General features: G+C 60.9%; 19 protein-coding genes. 11 read left to right on the forward strand and 8 right to left on the reverse strand.

Annotation, left to right across the window (positions count from 1 at the left end):
- Positions 1-128: 128 nt before the first annotated feature.
- Genes CCE89_RS14530 through CCE89_RS14545 form a run of 4 tightly spaced genes read left to right on the forward strand, consistent with a single transcriptional unit; the run spans position 129 to position 5598 of the window.
- Positions 129-1823 (forward strand): PHA/PHB synthase family protein, encoded by a 1695-nt coding sequence (locus CCE89_RS14530; RefSeq protein WP_086438748.1) that lies wholly within the window; start codon positions 129-131, stop codon positions 1821-1823.
- 39 nt (positions 1824-1862) lie between these two features.
- Positions 1863-2747 carry an alpha/beta fold hydrolase gene (locus CCE89_RS14535; protein ID WP_234990103.1) on the forward strand — a complete coding sequence of 295 codons (885 nt, stop codon included), beginning with the start codon at positions 1863-1865 and terminating at the stop codon, positions 2745-2747.
- Positions 2748-2783: 36 nt separating this feature from the next.
- Positions 2784-4100, forward strand: coding sequence for an FAD-dependent oxidoreductase (locus CCE89_RS14540; protein ID WP_086438749.1), 1317 nt, complete (start codon positions 2784-2786; stop codon positions 4098-4100).
- A gap of 10 nt (positions 4101-4110) precedes the next feature.
- Positions 4111-5598: an MFS transporter gene (locus CCE89_RS14545; protein ID WP_234990104.1), complete on the forward strand. Its 1488-nt coding sequence runs from the start codon at positions 4111-4113 to the stop codon at positions 5596-5598.
- Here the strand turns inward: CCE89_RS14545 and CCE89_RS14550 are convergent.
- On the reverse strand, positions 5561-6475 hold the full coding sequence (locus tag CCE89_RS14550) for an alpha/beta fold hydrolase (protein ID WP_086438751.1): 915 nt from the start codon (positions 6473-6475) through the stop codon (positions 5561-5563). The genes CCE89_RS14545 and CCE89_RS14550 overlap by 38 nt on opposite strands.
- 67 nt (positions 6476-6542) lie before the next feature.
- Between CCE89_RS14550 and CCE89_RS14555 the strand changes: the two genes are divergently transcribed.
- The gene (locus tag CCE89_RS14555; RefSeq protein ID WP_086438752.1) at positions 6543-8297 is read left to right on the forward strand and encodes an N-acyl-D-amino-acid deacylase family protein; all 1755 of its coding nucleotides are present in this window, start codon (positions 6543-6545) and stop codon (positions 8295-8297) included.
- On the forward strand, positions 8294-9304 hold the full coding sequence (locus CCE89_RS14560; RefSeq protein ID WP_086438753.1) for a zinc-dependent alcohol dehydrogenase family protein: 1011 nt from the start codon (positions 8294-8296) through the stop codon (positions 9302-9304). The genes CCE89_RS14555 and CCE89_RS14560 overlap by 4 nt, the downstream gene beginning before the upstream one ends.
- 16 nt (positions 9305-9320) lie before the next feature.
- Here CCE89_RS14560 and CCE89_RS14565 read toward each other — a convergent pair whose 3' ends face one another.
- The 5 genes from CCE89_RS14565 to CCE89_RS14585 form a co-directional block, all read right to left on the reverse strand.
- On the reverse strand, positions 9321-10418 hold the full coding sequence (locus CCE89_RS14565; RefSeq protein WP_086438754.1) for a DUF2855 family protein: 1098 nt from the start codon (positions 10416-10418) through the stop codon (positions 9321-9323).
- 68 nt (positions 10419-10486) lie between these two features.
- Complete coding sequence (gene dnaN / locus CCE89_RS14570; RefSeq protein ID WP_086438755.1) at positions 10487-11614, reverse strand: DNA polymerase III subunit beta; 1128 nt, start codon at positions 11612-11614, stop codon at positions 10487-10489.
- A 194-nt stretch (positions 11615-11808) separates the two neighbouring features.
- Positions 11809-12570 (reverse strand): 3-oxoacyl-[acyl-carrier-protein] reductase, encoded by a 762-nt coding sequence (gene fabG, locus CCE89_RS14575; RefSeq protein ID WP_086438756.1) that lies wholly within the window; start codon positions 12568-12570, stop codon positions 11809-11811.
- Positions 12570-13508, reverse strand: coding sequence for an ACP S-malonyltransferase (gene fabD, locus CCE89_RS14580; RefSeq protein ID WP_086438757.1), 939 nt, complete (start codon positions 13506-13508; stop codon positions 12570-12572). The genes fabG and fabD overlap by 1 nt, the downstream gene beginning before the upstream one ends.
- A gap of 130 nt (positions 13509-13638) precedes the next feature.
- The gene (locus tag CCE89_RS14585; RefSeq protein WP_086438845.1) at positions 13639-14469 is read right to left on the reverse strand and encodes an LD-carboxypeptidase; all 831 of its coding nucleotides are present in this window, start codon (positions 14467-14469) and stop codon (positions 13639-13641) included.
- 53 nt (positions 14470-14522) lie between these two features.
- On the opposite strand from CCE89_RS14585, the gene CCE89_RS14590 reads away from it, so the two are divergent.
- On the forward strand, positions 14523-15959 hold the full coding sequence (locus tag CCE89_RS14590; RefSeq protein WP_086438758.1) for a glutamate ligase domain-containing protein: 1437 nt from the start codon (positions 14523-14525) through the stop codon (positions 15957-15959).
- A 10-nt stretch (positions 15960-15969) separates the two neighbouring features.
- Entirely contained in the window at positions 15970-17496 is a 1527-nt protein-coding gene (locus tag CCE89_RS14595) for a class I adenylate-forming enzyme family protein (RefSeq protein ID WP_086438759.1), read from the forward strand.
- Between the two features lie 82 nt (positions 17497-17578).
- Here the strand turns inward: CCE89_RS14595 and CCE89_RS14600 are convergent, their stop codons facing one another.
- The gene (locus CCE89_RS14600) at positions 17579-17968 is read right to left on the reverse strand and encodes a hypothetical protein (protein WP_143256056.1); all 390 of its coding nucleotides are present in this window, start codon (positions 17966-17968) and stop codon (positions 17579-17581) included.
- A gap of 260 nt (positions 17969-18228) precedes the next feature.
- Between CCE89_RS14600 and CCE89_RS14605 the strand changes: the two genes are divergently transcribed.
- From CCE89_RS14605 to CCE89_RS14615, 3 genes are all read left to right on the forward strand, one after another.
- The gene (locus CCE89_RS14605; RefSeq protein WP_159456664.1) at positions 18229-21411 is read left to right on the forward strand and encodes a S41 family peptidase; all 3183 of its coding nucleotides are present in this window, start codon (positions 18229-18231) and stop codon (positions 21409-21411) included.
- A 232-nt stretch (positions 21412-21643) separates the two neighbouring features.
- Positions 21644-22771, forward strand: a complete 1128-nt coding sequence (locus CCE89_RS14610; protein ID WP_086438762.1) for a L,D-transpeptidase family protein — start codon at positions 21644-21646, stop codon at positions 22769-22771.
- A gap of 228 nt (positions 22772-22999) precedes the next feature.
- Entirely contained in the window at positions 23000-24025 is a 1026-nt protein-coding gene (locus CCE89_RS14615; protein ID WP_159456665.1) for an HWE histidine kinase domain-containing protein, read from the forward strand.
- Between the two features lie 461 nt (positions 24026-24486).
- Here the strand turns inward: CCE89_RS14615 and CCE89_RS14625 are convergent.
- On the reverse strand, positions 24487-25501 hold a 1015-nt coding region (locus CCE89_RS14625; RefSeq protein WP_234990105.1), incomplete at its 5' end, for a mechanosensitive ion channel domain-containing protein.

Below are 25501 nucleotides of genomic sequence, written 5' to 3' on the forward strand. Positions count from 1 at the left end.
CAGGTGCGCCGTCTTTATACATACCTCGGTTTCAGATTCGGCTTAACCATAAGGGCAACTTGCATTGCGGCGGAGCCCGCGCCATTTTCGCCTGAATCGAAAAACATAATAAATCGTGAGAGGACCTGATGGCTCAAGAAACCAGGCTAGAAAACGAAGCTGCGCAATCGACCAATGCGCTGGGCCCCCTGATCGGGGTAGCTCGCGAGGATTTCGTCGGAGCAGTAGCGCTCTTGCTGCGTGAAACCGCATCCGATCCGAAACGCCTGATGCGCCATGCGAAGGAAATGGGCGAGGACATGGTCAAGATCATGACCGGGAAGTCCGAACTCGCCCCCGATCCCAAGGACAAGCGGTTCATGGATCCGGCCTGGCAATACAATCCGTTCTTCCGCGCCGGTGCGCAATATTACCTCGCTGTGCAGAAGGGCATGCGGAACTGGCTCGAAGAACTCGAACTCGACGAACTGGAGCGCAACCGGGCCAATTTCATCGCAAACATCATCATCGACGGCCTTGCTCCGACCAACACTCTCGCCGGCAATCCGGTGGCGCAGAAACAGCTGATCAATTCAGGCGGCCTGTCGCTCATCAAGGGGCTGCAAAACGCCTATAACGACATGGTCCATAACAAGGGGATGGTCAGTCAGGTCGACAAGCGTCCGTTCAAGCTGGGCGAAAATATCGCAACGTCGAAGGGTTCGGTGGTCCTGCGTACCGAGATGATGGAACTGGTGCATTATGCCCCGACAACCGACGAAGTTTACGAGATACCGCAGCTGACCATCCCGCCGCAGATCAACAAGATGTACATCAACGATCTGTCGCCCGATAAATCGGTGGTCAAATACCAGCTCGACAATGGCATCCAGACCTTCGTCATTTCCTGGCGTAATCCTTCGAAGGAACAGGGTGTGTGGGGAATGGATGACTACATCCGCTCCTGCGAAGAAGCGATAGAGGCGGTCAGCAAGATTACCGGTTCGAAGAAGGTCAACGTCTCGGCCGGCTGCTCTGGCGGGCAAACCGCCAGCGTGCTCGCATCGAAACTGGCCGCGGAGAAAAGCGACTTGCTTGGCACGCTTACCCTGATGGTGTGCGTGCTTCACCCGAAGCCTACGGATATCGAAGCAGCCTCGCTCGTTTCGGAAAACGGCATGGCTCTCGCCCGCAAGCGCGCCGAAAAGGCGGGGGTTATCAAGGCCGACGACCTGGCGCGCGGCTTCGCGTGGCTGCGACCCAACGACCTCATCTGGAACTATGTCATCAACAACTACCTGCTCGGCATGGACCCGCCGGCCTTCGACGTGCTGTTCTGGAATGCCGATGCAACCAACCTGTCTGCCAGCCTGATGGGTGATTTCCTCACCCTGTTCGAAACGCTCGCCTTCACCAAGAAGGGCGAGGTCGAGATGGCGGGTCACAAGATCGACCTGTCCAAGGTCAAATCCGACATGTTTATCCTGGGCGGCGTGACCGATCACATAACTCCGTGGAAGGCGACATATCGCTCCACCGAATTGTTCGGTTCGAAGGACATCACCTATGTCCTCAGCCAGTCGGGCCACATGCAGGCTATCCTCAACCCGCCCGGCAATCCCAAGGCGAAGTATTACGTCCAGAAAAAGAAGGGCAAGCTGCCCGCAACTGCCGACGAATGGCTCCAGGGAACCGAGGAAGTCGCCGGAAGCTGGTGGCCATTCTGGATCGAATGGATGCAAAAACGCTCGGGCGACAAGAAGCCTGCGCCCAAGGAAGTGGGGAACGCTGAGTATGAACCTCTGGACCCGGCGCCCGGTTTGTACGTAGTGGAAGAGAGATAATCAGCCCCGCGTGGCGGGTCGCAACCAAGGAATTCGTGTTTGACCGATAAAGTCGACGAAGCGCTCGAAGGAGCTCTCGACGAGGCGATGCGAGATGCGCACATCTCGATCATGCCCGTGGGCGGCCGCCAGCTGAGGGTCGCCACATGGCGGCTCGATCAGCCGAGCGAGCATTTGCCGCTGCTGTTTTTCAACGGCATCGGGGCCAATATCGAGGCGGTTGCTCCGCTGGCAGAGGCACTACCCGAACGGCCCTTCATCATGTTCGACATGCCGGGGATCGGCGGATCGCCGCAACCGGTCGTCCCCTATAATCCGGTCACGATGTCGTGGACGACGACCCAGCTGCTCGACAAGCTGGGCGTAGACACGGTCGATGTCATGGGCGTCAGCTGGGGCGGCGCAATGGCGCAACATTTCGCGATCCAGCATCCGGGCCGTACCCGCAAGCTCATCCTGGCGGCGACAACGCCCGGCATGATCATGGTTCCCGGCAATCCCTCGTCGCTCAGCAAGATGGCCGATCCGCGTCGCTACATCGACGCCGCCTTCATGGAAGAACACTTCCAGACGCTCTACGGCGGTGCGCTGGGCAAGGCGGTAAACAAGATGGAGCATATCCATCGGCTGAAGCCCCCTTCCCCGCGTGGTTACTTCTACCAGTTGCTTGCGATGATCGGCTGGACCAGTGCGCCTGTGCTGCCCTTCATGCGCAAGGAGACGCTCATCCTGATGGGCGATGAGGACCACATCGTGCCGCTGACCAATGGTTGGTTGCTCGACAAGCTCATTCCGAACAGCGAACTGGTGGTGCTGAGAGGCGGAGGACATCTCTTCCTGCTCAGCCACAGCGATGAATGCGTGGCGGAGATACACCGTTTCCTGGACGAGTCGGAACAAAGCGGCCTTTCGGAAGCGGCATAAAGCAAGGCCGAGTAAACAGGGAGAGGAACCAGGACAATGCGGCATATCGCGATCATCGGTTCCGGCCCTGCCGGCTACTACACCGCAGAAGCTGCCCAAAAGCATTGGGGTGACGACGTTCGCGTCGATATCTTCGACATGCTGCCCGTGCCCTATGGGCTGATCCGTTTCGGCGTCGCGCCCGACCATCAGTCGATCAAGGGCGTCTCGCGGCGCTACGAGAAAACCGCGCTCAACGAAAACGTGCGGTTCGTCGGAAATGTAAAAGTCGGCTCGGACATCACGATCCCCGAGCTGCAAGAACTGTATGACGCAGTCATCCTTGCGACAGGCGCACCCAACGACCGCGAGCTTGGCATTCCGGGGGAAGACCTTGGCAATGTTTTCGGCAGCGCTGCCTTCGTGGGCTGGTACAACGGCCACCCGCAATTCGCAGCGCTGGACCCCGATCTGAAGGTCAAGCATGCCGCCGTCATCGGGATGGGCAATGTCGCGCTGGATGTTGCGCGCATTCTCGCCAAGACCGAGGAAGAATTCGCCGGGTCCGACATCGTCGCGCATGCGCTCCAAGACTTGCTCGGATCGGATCTCCAGACGGTCACCATCGTGGGTCGGCGCGGCCCGCACCAGATCATGATGACGCCCAAGGAGCTGGGCGAACTCGGCTCTCTCGAGCGCGCCTCGCCAAGGGTCGACCGCGAAGATCTACCCGATGAATCCGAGGATGCGATCCTCGAGCCGGGCCTGCGCAAATCGGTCGCCCATCTGCGCAGCTTTGCGGCCATTCCCGAAGACCAGCACGCCGAAAAGCCGATTGAAATCCACTTCGACATGTTCGCAAGTCCCGTCGAGTTCGTCGGCGATGGCAAGGTTTCGGCTGTGCGCGTCGAGCGGACCAGAGTCGAAGCAGGCCGTGCTGTAGGTACCGGCGAGCAATACGACATCCCGGCAGACCTCGTCATTGCCTGCATTGGCTATCGCACGTCGCCCATCCCCGACGTGCCCTTTGACGAACGCGCGGGACGTTTTGCCAATGACGAAGGACGGATCCTGCCCGGCCTCTATTGCGTCGGATGGGCGCGGCGCGGACCGTCCGGAACGATCGGGACCAATCGGCCCGACGGGTACAGCGTCGTCGAAAAGATTGCCGAAGACCTGGAAAGCGGATCGCTCGGACGCAAAGGCAAGAAGGGCCGCGAAGGCTTCGATGCACTGGCGAACGAGCGCGGGCTCGATGTCGTGACTTTCCGCGACTGGAAAAAGATCGAGGAAGCCGAGGAAAAAGCCGCGCGCGAAGGCGCCCCGCGCGAAAAATTCGTCGATGTCGAAGCGATGATCAAGGCACGCGACTAGGTCTGATCGCTTGGCCAGCCTTCCCCCTCAGGCCGCGGTGCAACTGGAGAGCGTGACGCCGGGCGTGGGAGGCCCGATGGGTCGCACAGGCTTTGCCTGGGCCGTCTTCGAATGGGCGCGCAATCCCTATTACATCCTGATCGTGATCTATATTTTCGCGCCGTATTTCGCGCGCGATATCATCGGCGCGGATTTGCTCGCGAGTGGCGCGCTCGACGGGATGGAGGCGGAGCAAGCGCGTGCGACAGCCAATGCGCGCGGACAGGCCACGATCGCATCGGTGACGAAATGGGCCGGCATGATCGCCGCCCTTACCGCGCCCTTCCTCGGGGCGGCGCTCGATCGCGGGGGTCGGCTCAAGCCGATACTTGCCGTGATGCTGGGCGCCATCTGCATCAGTTCCGCGCTCTTGTGGTTTGCGATACCGGGCGGTCAAGGCTTGCCCGTACCGGTAATCATGGCACTGCTCGTCATCGCCTACGTCGCCTTCACCTATTCCGAAGTGACGCATAACGCGATGCTTTCCGTCGCGGGCGCTCCCGACCGATTGTCTATGATTTCGGGTCTTGGTCTCGGACTGGGAAACCTTGCAGCGACGATGATCTTCATCGCGCTCGTCCTCTTCTTCGTCCTGCCCGGCATGATCGGTTGGCCATTTGCCGTCCCGCAATTCGGTTTCGATCTCGCCAAGTTCGAACACTTGCGCATCGCGGGGCCGATCTGCGCGGTCTGGCTGGCGCTCTTCTCGATCCCCTTCTTCCGCAATGCGCGCGATCCGGGCAGGCCCGGCGCAAGCTGGAAAGCGGCGATATCGGATGGCGCGCGGAGCGTACTGCAGACCCTGCGCGAGGCCGCGCATTACCGCGAACTAATACGCTTCCTCATCGCTCGCATGTTCTACGCCGATGCCATGGCCGCGCTGCTGGCACTGGGCGCGGTCTATGTCGCATTATTCCTCGGCTGGGGTGTGCTCGAAATGCTCTGCTACGCCATCTTCGCCAGCGCATGCGCCTTTGCCGGCGGGCTGTTTGGCGGCTGGCTCGATGGCAAGGTCGGCGTGAAATATGCCCTGGTGATCGAGATCGTGGCGATGGTCGCCACTCTGGTTTTCCAGCTTTCCATCACGCGGGACAGCCTGCTTTTCGGCGCGGTCGAGAATTACCAGGTCTGGGACGGACTGGTCTTCAGGACGCTGTCCGATCTGGTCTATCTCGCGTCGATCAGCGTGGTCGCGATAGCGGCAACGGCGAGCATTTCTTCCAGTCGCGCAATGCTCGTCACCCTCGCCCCTCCCGGGCGCAGCGGCGAGTTTTTCGGGCTCTATGCCATTGCCGGGACGATCACCGTGTGGATGGGGCCGCTGCTGGTCGAATATTTTACGCTTTGGTCGAACAGCCAGCGGGTCGGCATGGCATCCATCTCGCTGCTGTTCCTGATCGGTCTTGCGATCCTGCTGTTCGTCAGGATGCCGCAGAGGCACGCGGCAGCCATTCCATAAGAGCGGCATTCACCTTGTCAGGCACGTCCTGCTGAACCCAATGCGAGGCATCGGGGAAGCGGCGAATGGTGAGGTTGTCGACGTAGTCCCCGGTCCCGTCGAGCGTGTGGATGTCGATGGCTACATCCTGCTCGCCCCAGAGCATCAGGGTCGGCACATGAACCTTGCCATCGCCGAGCTTTCGAGCGTCCGGTGTCTGGAGCAACGCGCGGTAGTAGTTGAACATGGCGGTCAGTGCGCCGTCCTGCGCAGCGGCACTCCGGTAAACTTCCGATTCCTCGCGCCCGAACTGCTCCTCGTTGACGGCGGTGCGGCGAAACAGGCTGCCAACGCGTGATGCGTTGTCGCGCCCCAGCATCATTTCCGGGAGGCCGGGCAATTGGAAGAAGAAAATGTACCAGCTCTTCTTCAACTGCCGCCAATGCTTGAGCTCACGCTGAGCACACTTGGGGTGCGGCACGTTCATGATCACGAGCCGGGTCAGCGGCCTGATCTGCTGGATCGCGAATTGCCAGGCCACGATCGCGCCCCAGTCATGCGCGATCAGCGTCACTTCCTTCGCGCCGCGCGCATCGATCAGTGCTGCGACATCCGCAGTGAGATTGTCGAGACGATAGGCCTTCATTCCATTGGGCCGATTCGTGCCGCCATAGCCACGCATGTTCGGCGCCCAGACCCGGTAGCCCATCTGTGCAAGCAACGGCATCTGGTGCCGCCAGCTGTAGTGCAGTTCCGGAAAGCCATGCAGGCATAGCGCCAGTCTTTCGTTCTTCCGGTCGCCTGCGGTCGCAACCTCAAACGTAAGTCCGTTGGCGTCGATCCACTCGATATCGATTCCGCTGTCCGGATCGGGGTTCCAGCTTGCCTGCCTGTCCATACTATCAGCTTAGCAAGACCAGACCCGCTGTGCTATGTCGGTTGCAAATAGAAATGGGAGAGAGACCATGCCTGCATTTGACCTCATCATTCGTGGCGGAACCATCGTCGATGGTACCGGAGCGGAACGCTTCACCGGAGACATCGCCGTCAAGGACGGGCTAATCGCGCAAGTCGGCGAAGTATCGGGCGACGCGGCAGAAGAAATCGACGCCAGCGGCAAGATCGTCGCGCCCGGCTTCGTCGACATTCATACGCACTATGACGGCCAGGCAACCTGGGACCAGGAAATGGCCCCGTCGAGCTGGCACGGCGTCACCACGGTGGTGATGGGCAATTGCGGCGTCGGCTTTGCGCCCGCCAAGCCCGACCGACACGAGTGGCTGATCCAGTTGATGGAGGGCGTGGAGGACATTCCCGGCACAGCGCTCGCCGAAGGAATCACATGGGAGTGGGAGACCTTCCCCGAATATCTCGACGCGCTCGAGAAGATGCCTCGCACCGTCGATATCGGCACACACGTCCCGCATGGCGCGGTGCGCGCCTATGTGCTTGGCGATCGCGAGGAACCGGGCGCTGTCCCGACTGACGAGGACATTCGTCAGATGGCGCAGATCGTGGAAGACGGCGTGCGCGCCGGGGCGCTGGGCTTCTCGACCAGTCGCACTGTGCTGCACAAGGACGTGAACGGCGTCCTCGTTCCCGGAACGACCGCCACGGCAGACGAACTGGTCGAGCTTGGCCGCGCGATGGGCCGCGCAGGCCACGGCGTGTTCGAGATGGCCAGCGACCTGCGCCGCGAGTGGAACGAGTTTCAGTGGATGGGCGATCTCAGCCGCGAAACTGGCCTCCCCGTCACCTTCGCAGCGCTGCAATCGATCGCCAAGGAACAGCCGCTCGACGAGCAGATCAGCAACATGCGCGCCGAGAATGACAATGGCGCCAACATCGTCGCGCAGATCGCACTGCGCGGCAACGGAATCATCATGGCGTGGCAGGGCACGGTGAACCCCTTCGTTCTGCGGCCCAGCTGGCAGGCGATGGCCGACCTTTCCTGGGAAGAGAAGAAGGCCAAACTGCTCGATCCCGAGTTCAAGCAAGGGCTCCTTGCCGAAGCCAACGACTATTCGGAAGTTGCAGAGGACGTAAAGGAAGTGATCTTCGCCCTCACCAATGGCTGGGGCCTGATGTTCGAGATGGACGAGGATTTCGACTACGAACCGCCACAGGATGCGACCGTGCAGGCGCGTGCCGAGGCCGCCGGTGTCGACCCGCAGGAATATGCCTACGACATGCTTTGCCGGGACGATGCGAAGGGCTTCATCTACTTCCCGATCCTCAACTATGCCGACGGCAATCTCGAGTTCCTCCACCCGCTGCAGCACAGCGACGACACGGTGAACTCGCTATCGGACGGTGGCGCGCATTGCGGCACGATCTGCGATGCGGCTTCGCCCACCTTCATGCTCCAGCACTGGGTCCGCGACCGTAAGCGCGGCGACCGCATCAGCCTGGAAAACGCCATCAAGCGGCAGTGCTGGGACACGGCGAAGCTATATGGCCTCGAGGATCGCGGCATCATTGCGCCCGGCTATCTTGCCGATCTCAACGTGATCGACATGGACAAGCTGAAGCTTGGCAAGCCCTGGCTCGCTTTCGACCTGCCAGCGGGCGGCAAGCGCCTGCTGCAGAAGGCCGATGGCTATGCCGCGACGATCAAGAACGGAACCGTTACCTTCCGCGACGGTAAATGGACGGGGGCCACGCCAGGTGGCCTGATCCGCGGACCGCAACGCATAGAAATGGCAGAGGCAGCAGAATGAAGGCAATCAAGACGGGCGCGACGCCCTCCACCCTCGATGCACTGGAATATGTAGATGTCGAGGACGCGCCCGCTCCGGGACCCGGCGAAATAACCGTCCGGGTCGGGGCAAGCTCGCTCAACTTCCACGACTATGCCGTAGTCTCCGGCATGATTCCCGCGCCCCTCGGTCGCATTCCCATGTCCGATGGTGCGGGCGAAGTGACCGCGGTGGGCGAAGGCGTCAGCGAATATGCAGTGGGCGATTCCGTCGTATCCACCTTCTTCCCCGACTGGCTCGACGGTGCGCCGCCGACGACGGCTTTCACGGGCGTCCCGGGTGACGGGATCGACGGTTTTGCCTGCGAAGCGGTCACCGCCCCGACAACTGCCTTCACCCGCATACCGAAGGGTTATTCACCCGCTCAGGCAGCAACGCTGACCTGCGCCGGCCTGACCGCATGGCGCGCGCTGTTCGTCGACAATGCGATCAAACCGGGTGACATCGTCCTGACGCAAGGGACCGGCGGCGTATCCATATTTGCGCTGCAGTTCGCCAAGATGGCGGGCGCGACTGTGATTTCGACCAGTTCATCGGGCGAAAAACTCGACCGATTGAAGGAGCTCGGCGCAGATCACCTCATCAATTACAAGGAAGTGGAGGCCTGGGGTGCCAAGGCGCTCGAACTGACGGGCGGCCGCGGTGTAGATTGCGTTGTCGAGATCGGCGGACCGGGCACGCTCGACCAGTCGATCGTCGCCACCCGCGTCGGTGGCCATATCGCGCTGATCGGCGTGCTTACCGGCTTTGCGGGCAACGTCCAGACCGGGGTGTTAATGGGCAAGAACCAACGCTTGCAGGGTCTGACCGTCGGTAGTCGCGCCCAGCAGCTCGACATGATTGCAGCGATCGAGGCCAATGGCATCGAGCCTGTGATCTCCGACACCTTCCCGCTCGAGAATCTGGCCGACGCCTTCCGTCACCAGATCGCGAACAAGCATTTCGGCAAGATCGCGGTCGAAATCTGAAGCACTTTGATCCGGCCTAGGGCTCGATCACGATGCCCTGCGCCGGATCGACGTCGCCGCCCACCATCGCGAGATAGGTCTCACGCGCTGCGTCGAGACCCTTGCGATGCTGGATCGTGACCGACCCTTCTGCGGTTTGCAGGAATCCCTGCCAAGCGGCAGCCAGGCGCTTGCCCGCTTCTTCGGGGCCGAGTTCCTTGAAAAGCTCTATGGCGTGATCCGGCGCGAAGAACAGCGTCGGCGTCGGACCTGGAAGACCCTCGGCGGAACCTGCCGGGCCGCTGCGCTCGTCGATATGGGTCACGCCGACAAGGCATGAGTATTTGAGATTGTCGCCGAGGTGCTGGTGAATCTGCACCAGCAATGCGCCGTTTCCAGCGAAATCGACCGAAACGCTAGGCTCCTGCGCCAGCGAGCCGACATCGCCATAAGCGAGCACCTCGTCATAGAGCCCGGTCGCTGTCACGAAATCGACATTGCCCGCTGACGTAAGCCCGATCCGCGTCACCTCGGGCGAGTTCTGTTTTGCGACGCTCGCAAGGCTCATCGCCGTCTTGGATGAGGCGCTGGTCAGGATCACCCGCCCTGCCCCGAACCAGTCGTTTGCGGTCATGAAATATTCGATCAAAAAGCCGGTCTTGAACAGCGGACCGAAAATCATCCGCTCGTCTTCGCGCGCAGGGTCGTGCTCGGGGTCGGCAGCGAGCCGCGAATACTGGTTATAGATCGGCGGCAACGGCGCGCGATAGTCGGTCGTGTCGACGAAGCCGCTCGCGGAAACCTTGCCCGGCATGACATCGAGATGCGTGGCCATCGGGAGATAGCCATAGACCCGCTCGCCCACGGTAATATCGGCGCAATTGCTTTCGATCACCTTCGCGTGACCCCACATGGGCACGATGCCGAAACCCTCGGGCGCAGGAAAGAAGTTCCAGTAGCCGATTTGCTCGCCCACCACCGCATAGGTGATGTTGTTAGAGGTGACCGAGAAGCTTTCGACCTCAAGCCGCACAGCCCCGTCGGCGAGCGGCGGCAGATGAACCTCGACTAGCGAAGCCTGATCCAGCGCTTTGCGGCGGACATGAACTTGAGTTGCGGTTGCAGGCGTGGTCATCGGCAAGTCTCCCTTTGAAACCTGCCTAACACCACATGCTGACTTGCGCCATTTTCTTCAGAAAATGATCAGACCCGCATCGGCATGAGGACATAGAGCGACGGACTCTTGTCGCTCTCACGGATCAGCGTCGGCGCGCCAGCATCGGCGAGATGCAGTTCGACCGTGTCGCTATCGATCTGGCTCAGGATATCCTTTAGGTAATTGGCGTTGAAGCCGATCTCGAGACTGTCCGAACCGTAGTCCGCCGCCACTTCCTCAGTAGCGGTGCCGTTGTCCGGCGATGTCACCGAGAGGATGACCTTGTCATTCTCGAGGCCCATCTTGACCGCGCGGGTCTTCTCCGTGGCGATGGTCGCAACGCGGTCGACGCCGGCGTAAAAACTCTTGGGGTCGACCTTGAGCAGCTTGTCGTTGCCCGTCGGGATGACGCGGCTGTAATCGGGGAACGTGCCGTCGATCAGCTTGCTGGTGAGCACTACGCCGCCTTCGCCGCCAAGCGTGAAGCGAATCTTGCTGGCCGAAAGATCGATCTGGACGTTTCCGTCGAGCGATTCCTCGAGCAGCTTGCGCAGTTCGGCCACCGCTTTGCGCGGCACGATGACGTCGGGCATGCCCTCGGCGCCTTCGGGGCGCGCAAGAGTGAAACGAGCGAGACGGTGACCGTCGGTCGCTGCGGCTTTCAGCACCGGCTCGTCATCATCGGTGACGTGGAAGAAGATGCCGTTGAGGTAATAACGGGTTTCTTCGGTCGAGATCGCGAAGCGCGTGCGGTCGATGATCTCGGCCAGTGTCTTGGCAGGGATTTCGAAGCTCGTCGGAAGGTCGCCTTCGACGATCACGGGGAAATCGTCCTTCGGCAGCGTCGGCAATTTGAACCGGCTGCGCCCTGCCTTGATTTCCATCCGGTTATCGGCGGTCTCCAGGCTGACCTGGCTTCCCTCGGGGAGCTTGCGCGCGATATCGAAGAGCAGGTGCGCGGAAACGGTGATCGCGCCCGGGCTTTCGACCGAAGCCGCACTCATGTTCTCGACCACTTGAAGGTCGAGGTCGGTCGCCATGACCTTGAGCGAACCGCCATCGGAGGCTTCTATCAACACGTTGGAAAGGATCGGAATGGTGTTACGGCGTTCCACCACCGATTGCACGTGAGAAAGACAACGCAGCAGCGTCGCGCGTTCGATTGTGGCCTTCATCTCTACCTTCTCATGTCCCAGATGACGCCTCGGGGCCGGAATCGCCCCTTCGCGCCGGATAGTTCGCCATCGACCTTAGCGCGCATGGCTAGAGCGGCAAGTTCACCGGGGCCAGATTGGCCTTTGTTGAGCGATTCCTTGGGGAAAAAGGAGAAATCCGGGCGACCTGCGCGGCCCAGCGCCCAACCCGGCCCTTAGCCCAGCATGGCCATCCCGCCGTTCACATGCAGCGTTTCGCCGGTGATGTACCCGGCTTCGCGGCTGGCGAGGAAAGCGACTGCTGCGCCAATATCGGCCCCCTCGCCCATCCGGCCCATCGGAATGCGCGCATTAAGCGCTTCCTTCTGCGCATCGGGCAATTGGTCGGTCATGGCGGTGCGGATGAAGCCCGGCGCGACGCAATTGGCGGTAATTCCGCGACTGGCGACCTCCTGCGCGAAGCTCTTGGTCATGCCGGTCAGGCCGGCCTTTGCAGCGGCGTAGTTCATCTGACCCGGATTGCCGGTGGCGCCCACGACGCTGGTGATGGTTATGATGCGGCCGAACCGGCCCTTCATCATCGGGCGTGCAGAAGCGCGCATCAGGCGGAAAGCCGCTTCGAGATTGATGCGGATAACCTCGTCCCACTCCTCGTCCTTCATCCGCATCGCGAGGTTGTCTCGCGTGATACCGGCATTGTTCACGAGGATGTCGATTCCGCCCAGCGTGTCGAGCGTTGCCGGAATCAGCTCCTCGACCTGCTCGGTGTTGGAGAGGTTGCAGGTGATTTCGACGTGTTCGCCGTGGTCGTGCTCGTACTTGTCATTGAGTTCGTCACGAAAGGCACGAAGCTTGGCCGCATTGGATCCAGAGATCGCGAGGCGCGCGCCCTGCGCGGCAAGCGCACGGCAGATGGACGAGCCGATCCCGCCGCTGGCACCAGTGACGAGGGCGTTCATTCCGTCGAGGCTGAACATTACGCGATCTCCTTCGCAAAACCTTCGAGGTCTTCCATGGTGATGAGGCTGGTGGTCGCAGCCTCCTTGTCGATCCTGCCGATCATCGGGCAGAGCACCTTGCCGCCCAGTTCGACGAACTGTTCTATACCATCGGCGCGCATCGCCAGAACGCTTTCGCGCCAGCGCACGCGGCCCGTCACCTGCTCGACCAGCAAGCGCTGCTCTTCGGCGGGATCAGCGACCTTGGCGGCGGTAACATTGGCATAGACCGGGAGCGCGAGCGCGCTTGGCGATGTCGCGGCCAAGGCCTCTTCCATCCGGTCGGCGGCGGGCTGCATCAGCGAGCAGTGAAACGGAGCGGATACAGGCAGCAGTATGCCGCGCTTGATCCCATGCTCCTTGGCCAGCTCGATTGCACGTTCGATCGCGCCCTTATGGCCGGAAATGACCACCTGCGTCGGATCATTGTCATTGGCGACTTCGCAAACTTCGCCCTGCGCGGCGGCTTCGGCGAGCGCCTGCGCCTTTTCGATATCCGCGCCGAGCAGAGCCGCCATCGCGCCCTCACCCACGGGAACGGCTGCCTGCATCGCCTGTCCGCGGAGCTTGAGCAGCCGAGCCGTATCCGCGAGCGAAAACGCGCCGACCGCACACAGTGCCGAGTACTCGCCAAGCGAGTGACCGGCGAGGCAGGCGCCCTTGTCCGCCAGCGAGATCCCGAAATCCTTCTCCAGCACGCGCAAGGTGGCGATGGCATTGGCCATGATCGCCGGCTGTGCATTCTCGGTCAGCGTCAGCTGGTCTTCTGGGCCGTCACGCATGATGCCCGAGAGCTTCTGCGACAGTGCTTCGTCGACTTCCTCGAACACCTCGCGGGCGGTCGCGCTTGCATCTGCCAGTTCGGCACCCATGCCGACCTTCTGGCTGCCCTGCCCCGGAAAAACGAAAGCTCTCATGTTAATTCCTATTTAATTGGCCTTGCCACCCGCGCCCTCCACCCTTCCGCCCGGATGATGTCCCGGTAGGATCCGGGCGGAAGGGTGGAGGGAGCGGGTGGACCTGCTCCCAGATCAATCACAGCCGCGGTTAGCCAGCGGTCGAGGGACTCGCAAGGCCGAAGGGCACGATCCTGTTGGCAGCGGTATGGCCGATCTCCGCCCGGCCGAGATACGGTATACCGGCGCGATTACACCAGAACTTCGCGATATCCTCAGCCTCCTGACCGAATTCGACATAGTTCTCGGGGACGTCGGTGACCTGACCCAGCCGCAAACCAGCGAGGCGGGGCAAGGTGTTGGCCAGGTGAAAAAACAGTCGGTCGACCGAGTAGAGGTGCTCGCTGACTTCTTCCACCATTACCACGTGTCCGGTGAGGTCGGGCATCATCGGCGTGTTCGTCAGCATGGCGAGCGTGATGAGGTTGAAAGCGACCGCCGGTGTCTTCCCATCGAGGCTTGGCTCCAACCCGCTGCCATCGCCGCTGAACCATTTGAGCACGCGACGCACCGCCTCGCGGCCGCGTTCGCTCCGCGCGCTGACCGGCATGGAGCCATGCACCGGCTGGCCGATATTGTAGCGGTAGAGCGCGGCGAGCAGATAGCCCATATCGGAGAAACCGACATAGGTCTTGGAGCGCGCCGCCCCATTCATTCGGGTCACCGCCGCTTCCGCAATGCGATTCGACCCGTAGCCCCCCTTGGCGAACCAGACGGCGTCATATTCGGGATCGTTGGCAAGCTCGACCAGCGCCTCCAACCGTTCAAGATCGGTCCCTGCGAAATGCCCGGCGCTTTTGAAACACTGTTCGTGGAAATAGATCGAGTGTTCGGGAAACTCTTGCGCGACGAGCGCCTCGGCAGCCTCGGCATGATCGCGGGTGATGGGCGTTGCGGGGGCGCAGACGGCAATTCGTGTCATACCGGCATCCTGCCCGCTTGTGTTGCCTCGCACAACTCAATACCGGTCCGCGCATGAGTGAATTCCCCACCTATGACGAACTTCTGGCCCGCCCCTTCTTCTTCTGCGGCATCGGCGGTTCTGGTATGTTGCCGCTGGCGCAGATCCTCAAAGGCCGCGGCGTGGACGTCGCCGGATCGGACCGCAGTTTCGACCAGGGCCGCACGCCGGAGAAGTTCGCCGCGCTCGAGCGGCAGGGCTACGAACTGCATCCGCAGGACGGGAGCGGCATCACGGCGAAGGATCAGGTGCTGGTCGCCTCTGCCGCGGTCGAGGACACGGTGCCCGAGATGGTTCGTGCGAAGGAGCTGGGCAATCTCAAGCTGACGCGCGCCGAGCTCAATTCGATCCTGTTCAACACCAGCGGCGCAGGCATCGCGGTGGCCGGGACGAGCGGCAAGTCGACCGTCACCGCCATGCTCGGCTGGATAATGCAATATGCCGGGCGAGAGCCGACCATCATGAACGGCGCGGTGATGAAGAACTTCGTCAGCGAGGATCGCCCCTATGCCAGCGCGGTCGTCGGCGGGCGCAGCATCTATGTCAGCGAAGTCGATGAAAGCGACGGCTCGATCGCGCTCTATCGCCCGGCGGTCGGCGTGCTCCTGAACGTCAGCCTCGATCACAAGAGCATGGAAGAACTGCGCCAGCTGTTCGGCGATTATCTCGAGCGCAGCCGGATTGCAGCGATCAATGCCGACGATGCAGAAGCGCTCGCCCTGCTCCCCCGCGCGAAAGAGGTCGTGACCTTCGGGATCGAGCAGGACAAGGCGCAGATCGGGATCGTGCCTGGCAGCATTGCCGACGGTCCGGTGCGTCAGGCCGCGACGGTCATCGACCGGCACGATGACAGCGAACATGCGCTGGTGCTCGGCATGCCCGGATGGCACAATCTTTCAAACGCGCTCGCCGCGATTGCGGGTGCCGCTTGCGCCGGTGTGCCGGTGGCGCTTGCGGTCGAGGCTTTGGGCAGTTTTGCCGGACTTGCGCGGCGGTTCGACGTGATCGGCGCTTCGCCCAGCGGCGTGACGGTGATCGACGATTTCGGTCACAATCCGGAAAAATGCGCCGCGACGCTCCGCACGGTCAAAAGCTCGCCCGGCCGCGTCATCGCCTTCTTCCAGCCGCATGGTTACGGCCCGCTGCGGCAGATGGGCGCGGAACTCGCCGAGACTTTCGCACGCGAGCTCGATGCGGACGATATCACCATCATGTGCGACCCGGTCTATTTCGGCGGGACGGTCGACCGGAGCGAAGGCACCGAGCGGATTATCGCCATGATCGAGGAGCACGGCGGTAAGGCGGAACACGTCCCCTCCCGCGAGGATTGCGGCACGCGGATGGTCGAACTCGCGCAGCCGGGAGACCGGATCGTCATCATGGGCGCACGCGACGACACGCTCACCACCTTCGCAAAATCGATATTGGAGCAAATCTCCGCACGCCGCTAAGCCTGCTTGCATGCACCCACGCGATTTCTCCCTCGACACCATGCTTCGCGCCAATGCGCTGCGCCTGGCGGACCGTGAAGCAAGCCTGGATGGCACTCAGCGACTCACCTGGAGCGAACTTGATCAACGCGTCGAGAACCTCGCGCGCTGGCTGCTGGCGAAGGGCATCGGCCCGGGCGACCGTGTTGCGCTGCTGCTCACCGATGGCGCGCCATTCGTTACCGCCCTGCTCGCCTGCGGACGGATCGGCGCGATCGCGGTGCTGCTCAACTGGCGGCTCGCGCCTGCAGAGATCGCGTGGATCATGGGCAACGCCGAGCCGAGCCTGACCTTCGCCAATCCGCGCTTCGAACACTTGCTTGCCGAAGGCGAGGCAGGCGAAGTGATACTGGTGGACGAGAAGCACGATCCGCAGGGCGCATTCGAGAGCATCGTCAACACCGATCAGCCTCAGCAGATCGCACCTACCCTCGCCCCCGACCGCCCGCTCTACATGATGTACACCAGCGGCACGACCGGACGGCCGAAGGGCTGCCTGCAGGCGGGCAGCGCGGTCGCGACAGCGGCGCTGGGCATGTGCACGCGGCGCGGCTGGACGCATGAGGAGCGGCTGCTCTCGGTCAATCCGCTTTTCCATGTCGTCGGCATGCAGCAGGTTGCGGCGATGATTGCTTGCGGGGGCACATTGGTTTTCGCACAGCGTGACGACGACCCGGCGGCCATGCTCGACCTGCTCCATGCCGAGCAATGCACCACCACCAGCGCCTTCCCGCAGATCCTGATGCCCTGGCGCGAGCACGAGCCTGTTCGTGACGGCCAGATGCCGCTCACCAACTACACAGGCGGTGCGGGGCCGGGTTTCGACAAGCTATACACGTTTATCGAGAGCGAGTGGGACGCACGCGTCGTCGGCGGTTACGGTCAGACCGAGATCTGCGGCTTCGCTACCGCAATCGACTATGCCGATATGCGCGAGCATCCGCGCTCGATCGGCTGGGCCATGCCGCATGTGGAGTTCGCTATCCTCGATCCTGACGGCAACGTCCTGCCCCCTGGCGAAGAGGGCGAAATCTGCATGCGCGGGCCGACTGTCATGCTCGGCTACTGGCGCAACGAGGACGCGACCGAAGCGGCGCTCGGCCACGGCTGGCTGCGCAGCGGGGATCTTGGGACGATGGACGAAAAGGGCCTCGTCTACCTGCTCGGCCGTTCGAAAGAGCTGATCAAGACCGGCGGCGAAAACGTCTATCCCGCAGAGGTGGATGCGGTCTTCGCCGCCATGCCCGAAGTTGCCGACGCGGGCTGCTGCGGCGTGCCGGACAAGCAATGGGGCGAGGCGGTAAAGGCCTTCGTCGTGCTAAAACCGGGCGAAACATTGACCCGCGAGGAGATCACCGCTCGTTTCAAGGGCCAGATCGCGGGATACAAGCGCCCTCGCTATATCGAGTTCGTCGACCAATTACCGCGCGACATGCTCGGGAAATTGCAGAGAATGGAACTGGCACAACGCCCGGTCACGGAAGACCAGGCGGCCTAGTTTGATACTTGCGGGATTATGAAGCGATGCCGCTTTGCCCGGAGAAGAGCGGACCGATCGCTAACGAGCCGAATGAGGACGTTCAGCCAGTGAAGTCTCCATTGACAGCCATCAGACTTAATAGTGAAACTGCCGTGCGCCGCGCGTCCGGCCATGACACGCTGGCAAGCGTCGCCGGACCCGCTTCAACGAGCCTCGCTTGATCCACGGTCTTCTTAAGTTTTTCGCCGAGAGCCCTTGCAAGGTGGAGTTCGTTATCGAAGAGCCAAGAACCGCGTCCCTGCATTGGATCGTCGTAAAGTTCGAGGTCGTTGAGGATTGTGTCGAGGCTCAAGCCAATCCCGTCCGGATTGGGCGTGTCCGACGCGATGACTTCTAGCGACCGAAAGAGGTCGCGTCGGTCTTCATTCCACCACTTATCGGCAAGACTTCTCATTTCTTTGGCGATGCGCTGCTTGAACAAGTCGCGCAATACACAATGTCCGCTTTCCACCCAGCTTTTGACCACTTCAATCGGTTGGCACTCCGTTACAAGCGGACGAAGTGGCGGGAGGTGACCGCCAAGCATCAAGCGGACTAGCATTCGGCCAAGGGTCATGGCATTCGTTTCCGTGGGACAGTTGGGTTCAATTGGGGGGAACACATCTCATGCTACGTTTCGTAAGTGCCGCAGCACTCGCAATAAGCCTTGCCTCGGCTGCCACGACGGCAGCTGCGCAAGAAGAAACCCTGTTGCTCAGATCCCCTGATCTATCGGCCACAAATCTCGTTTTTGCCTATGCTGGCGACATATGGATCGCCAATCGTGACGGCACCGCACCGCGCCGATTGACCTCCCATCCGGCCGATGCTCGCAATCCGCTTTTCTCGGCCGATGGATCCATGATCACCTATTCGGCGAACCATGACGGCAACTACGATGTATTCGTCGTCCCTGCCGCAGGTGGACAGCCCGCGCGCCTTACCTGGCATCCCGGTGACGACGATGTGGTCGGCTTCTCGCCGGACGGCCGGCATGTCTACTTCACGAGCGCTCGCGAGCGCCGCCACGGGCGTGCAGGTCAGCTCTATCGCGTGGCCTTGAGCGGGGGACTACCCGAAAAGGTTTCTGAAGCCCGGACCTTTGCCGGGGCCTGGTCCGAGGATGGTGAAACATACGCAAATGTGCCGGTGCGCCCAGCTTATAACGGTCTGGCTGGCGGTTCGGCCGGTTGGCGCGGTTATCGCGGCGGCGCGGCGCCGAGCATCCAGCTCATCGATTTCGATGCAGACACGGTAAGCGAGATTCCGGGAGACCGCACGACGGAGTGGGATCCCCACTGGATAGACGGCACCCTCTACGTCATCTCGGATCGCGATGACGCGCGGCTCAATGTATTTCGGCACGATGGCGGCGGTGCTCTCACCAGGCTGACCGATGAAACCGAATTCGATGTTCGCGCAATCGGGGGAGAAGGCGGCACGCTCGTCTACGAAGCCGGAGGACGCATCCATTCTTTCGATCTGGCGAGCGGCACCAAGACCACCCTCTCCATTCGTCTGCCGGCAGATCTGCCCGCGCGCCAGCCCCAATGGCACGACGTTTCGGGGCAAATCGAAAGCGTCAGCATTTCGCCCACCGGGCAACGCGTTTCCGTCACCGCCCGCGGCGAAGTATTTACCGTGCCGATCGATCAGGGAAGCATTCGCAATATCACAGCGACGCCGGGAGATCGCGATTACAGCGGCATCTGGTCGGATAAGGGCACGCAACTGGCCTATGTCGAGGACAACGGCACGCAGCAAATGCTCGTTATCGAAGACCAGACGGGGATAGGCGACAGGCGCCGCTTCCCGCTCGGAGAGCATTTCAATTCGCTCGTCGACTGGCACGGCAACCATGTGCTCTTCACCGACAACAAGTTGCGCCTGCGTGCGATCGACATTTCCAGCGGCCAGTTGTGGACGATTGCCACGGCAGCGCGGCGCGGGATCGGAGGGGTGGATATTTCACCCCAGGGCCGTTGGGTCGCCTTCACCCTCACCCAGCCAAATTACAATTCTGCGCTCTTCCTGTATGATCTGCAGCAGCGAAGCCTTCATGAAGTGACGGGCGCATGGGCAGACATTGGCTCACCCACCTTCAGCCGGGACGGAGCGCTTCTCTTCTTCACCGCATCGACCAATGCTGGCCCGACGCAGATGGGGCTCGATATGTCGACGCAGCAGCAGCCGTATCGCGCCGGCATTTATGCCGCGATCCTTGCAGCAGACGGCGAAAATCCACTGGCGCCTCAGCTTGGTGACGAAAAGCCGGATGCTGACGACAAGGATGGCGAAGACGGCAAGGAGGAGAAGAAGAAGGCAACGGTGATCGTGGATCCCGCCGGGATTTCCGACCGCATCATATCGCTTCCGGTCAACGAGGAGTTCTATTCCGACCTCGCCACCGCAGAAGATGGCTCGATTTACTACGTCAGCCTGGTGCAGCCCGGCGGCGCGACACAAGCACCAGACAATTCCGCACAATCGGGCGCTGTGCTGGGTCGTTTCGATTTCAAGGAACGAACCGCAAGCGAGCTGGCAACGGGCGTCACCAGCCTCGAGATCGATCGGGCTGGCAAGACCCTGCTCGTGGGCAAGCACGACAACAGCTACGCGACCGCCAAGGCTGGCGAGAAAATCGAACTCGAGAATCTGAGCCTGTCCGATTTGCGGATGCTGATCGATCCCGCTGTCGAATGGGCTCAGATCTTCAATGATGTATGGCGCTTTGAAAAGGCATACTTCTACGATCCCAATATGCACGGTCTCGACTGGGACGCTGTGCGCGATCGCTATGTCCGGTTCCTGCCACATGTCGGGCGGCGTGAAGATCTGAACGCGCTGATGGTCGAGATGATTGCAGAGCTTCACGTCGGCCACAATCGCGTGGGCGGCGGCGATGTCTATGACAACAGCTCGGCCAGGCCCGGACTGCTCGGTGCAGACCTCGAAGTGGCCAATGGCAGGTATCGGATCGCCAGAATCTTCGACGGCGTGCGGTGGAACCCGTTCCTCGATGCTCCGCTGGCGGAGCCGGGTGTGAACGCGCGGGAAGGCGAGTATATCCTCGCCATAAACGGCCAAGAACTGACCGGAGGTGACAACATCTTCCGCCATCTGTCGGGGTCGAAAGGCAGGCAGATCACGCTGACCCTGGGATCCAGCCCGACAGGTACGGACAGCCGCGAAGTAGTGGTCGAACCGACAGCGAGCGAATATGATCTTCGTCTTTGGGACTGGATCGAGACCAACCGCGCGCGGGTCGACGAAGCTACAAACGGCCGGGTCGCATATGTTTACATGCCGGACACCGCGGGCGGCGGCTTTACCTCGTTCAACCGGATGTTCTTTGCTCAGGCAGGTCGCGACGCGCTGATCATGGACGACAGGTCGAACAACGGCGGTCAGGCGGCAAATTATGTCATAGAATTGCTCAACCGCCCGCTGCTGGCCGGCTGGCGCGATCGTGAAGGACTTCCCTGGACCACCCCGGGCGCAGTCATGACAGGTCCCAAGGCGATGCTGATCGACCAGGATGCGGGTTCGGGCGGCGATTTCATGCCATACGCCTTCCGCTATACCGGCCTTGGCCCATTGATCGGCACCCGCACATGGGGCGGCCTTATCGGTATTTCCGCAAACCCCGGCCTGGTGGACGGCGGCGGTGTGGTCGTGCCGTTCTTCCGCTTCTACACACCGGAAGGTGAATATCGGATCGAGAATGAAGGCGTGGCACCAGACTACCGTGTCGAGCTTGATCAAATGGCGCTGGATCAAGGACGCGACACCCAGTTGGAAGCGGCCATCAGCTACATCATGGAGCAGATCGGAAACACGCCCCCACGCAATGCGGACAATGCACCGCCACCACCCACCAGGCTCGGACAATGACCTTTTCAGGGGTTGGATGCGGCGAGCGACACGCCGGCATTCCAACCCCCTTCGTGATCGGATGGGCGAACTAGAGACTTGCTAGCAACCGGACAGTCTGCAACCGACCCGATTGCGGACACACAAGAATTGAATGGGCGGAAAAGGGGCGAACGGGAAGTGAGACGCCCGTGCATGGAGTCCGAGCTGAGGGTATGTCGGAACGCCGCGCAGGGGATGCCGTTCATTAGTCATGAGAAACCTTCTTCTAGCATCAATCGCCGCATCGACCGTAACCCTCGCATCCTGCGGCGATGCACCAAGCGCAGAGGCCGATGACACGGCGACAACCCAAACCGCTTCACAGAACGACCCTTCGTCAGCCGCCGATGGCGCAGCAAATGAGCAGGACTTCGCCGCCAATTTCACGGACAGGCAAGGATATGACGACGAGGAATCGGCCAGCAAGGCGGAAGCCAGCCAAAAGGACGGCCGGCTTTCGCTTAGTCTCCCGGAAAACGTCACATCCTCCATGCTCGGCGATCGCTCTAAGAAGCTGATCGCGGTCCAGGTCATGCTCGACAAGAGCCGCCACTCGCCGGGTGTGATCGACGGCAGGATGGGCGGCAACACAGAGCGCGCAATCGAATATTACCGCGAAGCGCACAGCTTGCCCGCCGGTACGGCGGTCGACAGTGAATTGCTTGCCTCGTTGATGGACAATTATGGTGGCGACATCTTCCGGTCCTACACGATCACCGAGAAGGACGTCTCGCACCAGTTCTACGAAATCCCGGAAGAATTTCCCGCGATGGCTGAGATGGAAAAGCTGGGATACCGCGATGCCAAGGAGATGCTGGCCGAGCGGTTCCACATGGATCAGGACTTTCTGAGCGCGCTTAACCCCGATGCCGATTTTTCCAAGGCCGGGACCAAGCTGGTCATAGTCAGCCATGGCGACAACGCGCTCGATGCAGACATCGCCAGGATCGAGGTGCGCAAAGGCGAGAGCACGGTGGTGGGTCTCGATGGGGCGGGCGGGATCGTGGTCAGCTATCCCGCGACCATCGGCAGTTCGGACTTTCCGAGCCCCAGCGGGCAAATGGAAGTCGCCGCCATTGCACCTGCGCCCAATTACACCTTCGATCCCGAGGACCAGGAGTGGGGTCCGGACAAGACTTTCATAATTCCCCCCGGGCCCAACAATCCCGTCGGCGGCACCTGGATTGATCTCGGCAAGGACGGTTACGGCATTCACGGATCGCCCGATCCGCAAATGGTAGCCAAGCGTGCCAGCCATGGTTGCGTGCGGCTCACCAACTGGGATGCCGCCGCCTTCGCCAAGGCCGTGAAAACTGGCACTCCGGTCGAGTTCGTCTGACCCGACCCATTTGGGGCGGCTTGCTCACTTCAGCTGATCGCGCATAATGACCCCTTGGCATTCGCCGTGGTGGTCTTCCTCATTCTTCGAGTTCCAGTCTCTGCTCTGCGTGGGCCGCGAATGCCTGCCGCGCTTGCCAAATGCCTCCTTTTTATCTCTAGAGACTTGAGGGAAAAACGCGTTTCAAAAACAGGCGCTTGGGCTGGCCGACGCGGGAGAGGAGAATTAATGCCGGAGCGGCTCAATCGGCTTGAGGCCATACTTTCTGGGCAGCGGTGGGACTTCGCCTTCCGCCTTCATTCGTATCTCCCCCAGCGCAAGTCTGTCTGGGCAGCTTTAATTGCACTAGCGCTTCTCGGCGGCGCGACGGTGCTGAAGTTCGCTGTTGATGATGTCGCGGGCGGCCGCTTGCCACCGTTCATTTTCCTCTATCCTGCTGTTGTGCTGGCCGCCTTGATCGTGGGCGCCAGAAGGGGTTTGTTGATCACTCTGCTCAGCATTTTGATCGCCTGGCTATGGTTTCTCCCACCTCACTCAAGCTTCACCATTGAAGCGCCAACCGGCCTGCTCTCCCTTGAGATTTACGGCGTGAGCGCACTCTTCCTCACGCTGACGGTTGGGTTCGCCCGTCACGCACTGGATCTGGCCATCGCAAGCGAAGAACTCCGCGACTACGATGCGCAGGAAGCGATACACCGCATCAAGAATCTGATCGCTGTCGTTCAATCCATCGCCATGGGGACTATGAACGACACCAACGATTTGGAAGAATATCGAGAACTCCTGTCGAAACGGCTGGGTGCCTTGGCCACGGCGCAGGATGTATTGCGAAAGCGCGGCGAGGTGGCTGCTACCGTTGAAGATCTGGCGCAAGCTGCTCTAAACCCATTTCTTCCCAATCCGCGCATCAGCATCGAATGTCATGACAGCGTCACGGTCCCTGCGCGATACGTTCATGGGCTCACTTTGGCTCTGTTCGAGCTTGCAACCAATTCATCGAAATATGGCGTTCTCGCTCAGCAGTATGGTGCGATCTCGCTGACCTGTGAAAAACGCGAAGCGGAAGTCCTGCTGAAGTGGGAAGAGAGCACCGCCAGGGGCAGCGAATTGTCCACGGACGAGCCGGATAGCGGATTTGGCTGCAGGCTGATCCAAGTAGCTTTGCGCAACGATCAGGGAACGTCTGTTACGCACGAATCAGACGATCACGGCGTCCGGGCCACCTTCATTTGGCGCTGCGCCAAGAACATCTGATTCTGTTGCAGGGCCTACAGTTCCAGTGCCAGTTAATCCTGCAACTCTTTCTGCGCGCAGTTTGGAGGAGTGAAACTGATCTCGGCCAGGCGCCAGTTCGGATCATCGCCCATGAGCTCCGAGAGGGACGGGACAGACTTAGGCGGTTCGATGCCACGCACGTTGGCCAACATGTAACGACCGGACTTGCGGATGCGCACTTGAGCAGGGGCCAAAGTTTGCAACCGATAGGTTCAGGCCTCGAAGAATTCCTGCTTTGGCGGTCTCGTTTGTCAATCTTTGAATGTCAGCTGCCGGCCCAGAGCGGCTTGTTCAATAGAAGTTCTCGGATTTCCGCTTTCCACCCAATCCCCGCCGTTGGCTAAGGTCAAAAATTCGGCCGGTACCGGACTGTCCGATTCTGTTCGGAAATGCGCCGAAAGCAGATATTCTACTGCCGACCCGAAAACGGACAACCCTGCCTATGAGATCCTTGTGTTCTTTCGCTGCGAATGGAACAATGAGCCGATCGCGCAAGCAACCGCGTTTTCCGCGCTGCGCGGATTTCGCAATGGTCCGGTCAGCACGATCTCGAGGCGATATTTGCCGATCTCGCTTGTTCCGAAGTTGATGTCGCAACGCGAAGCCTGTCCTTCGATGGGGCCTGTGCATTCCTCATTTCCGCTATTTTGAGCCAGCGCCTCTTCGGCAGCTTGCATGAGCTGTTGACGCAAGGCGAACACGTCCACGTCGGGTTCGAAGGTCATTTCAAAGGCGTGCTCAATAGCCCTTCCACCGTGGGGAAGAACTTTCGCCGGGGAGCTGAACAGCAGGCTGTATGGCAGCGTAACGACCCGACCAGTGGGCACGATCGATCCCTCCCGGCTTTCGAATTCTTGCAATCGTGTAGCCAACAGATTGAGGTCCAGAACCTCGCCTTTGGTCGTGCCGATCTCGATCATGTCCCCGACCGAGAAAGCTCTGGTGAAGGTGCGCAGAGCAGCGCCTGAAAGACAGAGAATGAGTTCCTTCGTCGCTACGACGATCGCGACTGCTACCGCCGTGAGCGAAAGGGCGAAGGTTCTCAATTGCGGCGCCCAGATCATGACCAGACCTATGACTGCGATCAAGAGGAGCAAATTACGGAAGTTCGCCGTCCAACGCCGCGCTACCTGCTCGGTGAGATCATCGCGCCGCCGTAACGTCCGACCCGCGATCAGCCTTGCGGCGAGCAGGACCAGAAGAAGCGAAGCCGACGCAAACGCATCGGATGTGTAGAAGGCGGAAGGAATCTCGAAGTTCATCTTTTCTCCGTTGGGCTCGCTTTTTAGCGCAATTTTGGATCTATCCGATGACGGCCTGACTGATCGACACGGCAACACTTGTAAACCTGTGCCGTTTGCATATTTGACGGGGGTTACCGGGCCCCTCTGGCGATAGCTCTTCGTGCAATCGCGATGTCGGAACAAATGGTTTTTCAGGATCGTTTGATCGGAC

It is taken from the genome of Altererythrobacter xiamenensis (genome assembly GCF_900177715.1).
GTDB lineage: Bacteria > Pseudomonadota > Alphaproteobacteria > Sphingomonadales > Sphingomonadaceae > Erythrobacter > Erythrobacter xiamenensis.

Excerpts from the sequence above, each read along its gene's own strand:
- CCE89_RS14610 (WP_086438762.1), top strand. The coding sequence starts at position 21,644 with ATGAGAAACCTTCTTCTAGCATCAATCGCCGCATCGACCGTAACCCTC.
- CCE89_RS14615 (WP_159456665.1), top strand. The coding sequence starts at position 23,000 with ATGCCGGAGCGGCTCAATCGGCTTGAGGCCATACTTTCTGGGCAGCGG.
- fabG (WP_086438756.1), bottom strand. The coding sequence starts at position 12,570 with ATGTTCAGCCTCGACGGAATGAACGCCCTCGTCACTGGTGCCAGCGGC.
- CCE89_RS14550 (WP_086438751.1), bottom strand. The coding sequence starts at position 6,475 with ATGGACAGGCAGGCAAGCTGGAACCCCGATCCGGACAGCGGAATCGAT.
- dnaN (WP_086438755.1), bottom strand. The coding sequence starts at position 11,614 with ATGAAGGCCACAATCGAACGCGCGACGCTGCTGCGTTGTCTTTCTCAC.
- CCE89_RS14590 (WP_086438758.1), top strand. The coding sequence starts at position 14,523 with ATGAGTGAATTCCCCACCTATGACGAACTTCTGGCCCGCCCCTTCTTC.
- CCE89_RS14585 (WP_086438845.1), bottom strand. The coding sequence starts at position 14,469 with ATGACACGAATTGCCGTCTGCGCCCCCGCAACGCCCATCACCCGCGAT.
- CCE89_RS14560 (WP_086438753.1), top strand. The coding sequence starts at position 8,294 with ATGAAGGCAATCAAGACGGGCGCGACGCCCTCCACCCTCGATGCACTG.
- CCE89_RS14530 (WP_086438748.1), top strand. The coding sequence starts at position 129 with ATGGCTCAAGAAACCAGGCTAGAAAACGAAGCTGCGCAATCGACCAAT.
- CCE89_RS14595 (WP_086438759.1), top strand. The coding sequence starts at position 15,970 with ATGCACCCACGCGATTTCTCCCTCGACACCATGCTTCGCGCCAATGCG.
- CCE89_RS14555 (WP_086438752.1), top strand. The coding sequence starts at position 6,543 with ATGCCTGCATTTGACCTCATCATTCGTGGCGGAACCATCGTCGATGGT.
- CCE89_RS14565 (WP_086438754.1), bottom strand. The coding sequence starts at position 10,418 with ATGACCACGCCTGCAACCGCAACTCAAGTTCATGTCCGCCGCAAAGCG.
- CCE89_RS14540 (WP_086438749.1), top strand. The coding sequence starts at position 2,784 with ATGCGGCATATCGCGATCATCGGTTCCGGCCCTGCCGGCTACTACACC.
- fabD (WP_086438757.1), bottom strand. The coding sequence starts at position 13,508 with ATGAGAGCTTTCGTTTTTCCGGGGCAGGGCAGCCAGAAGGTCGGCATG.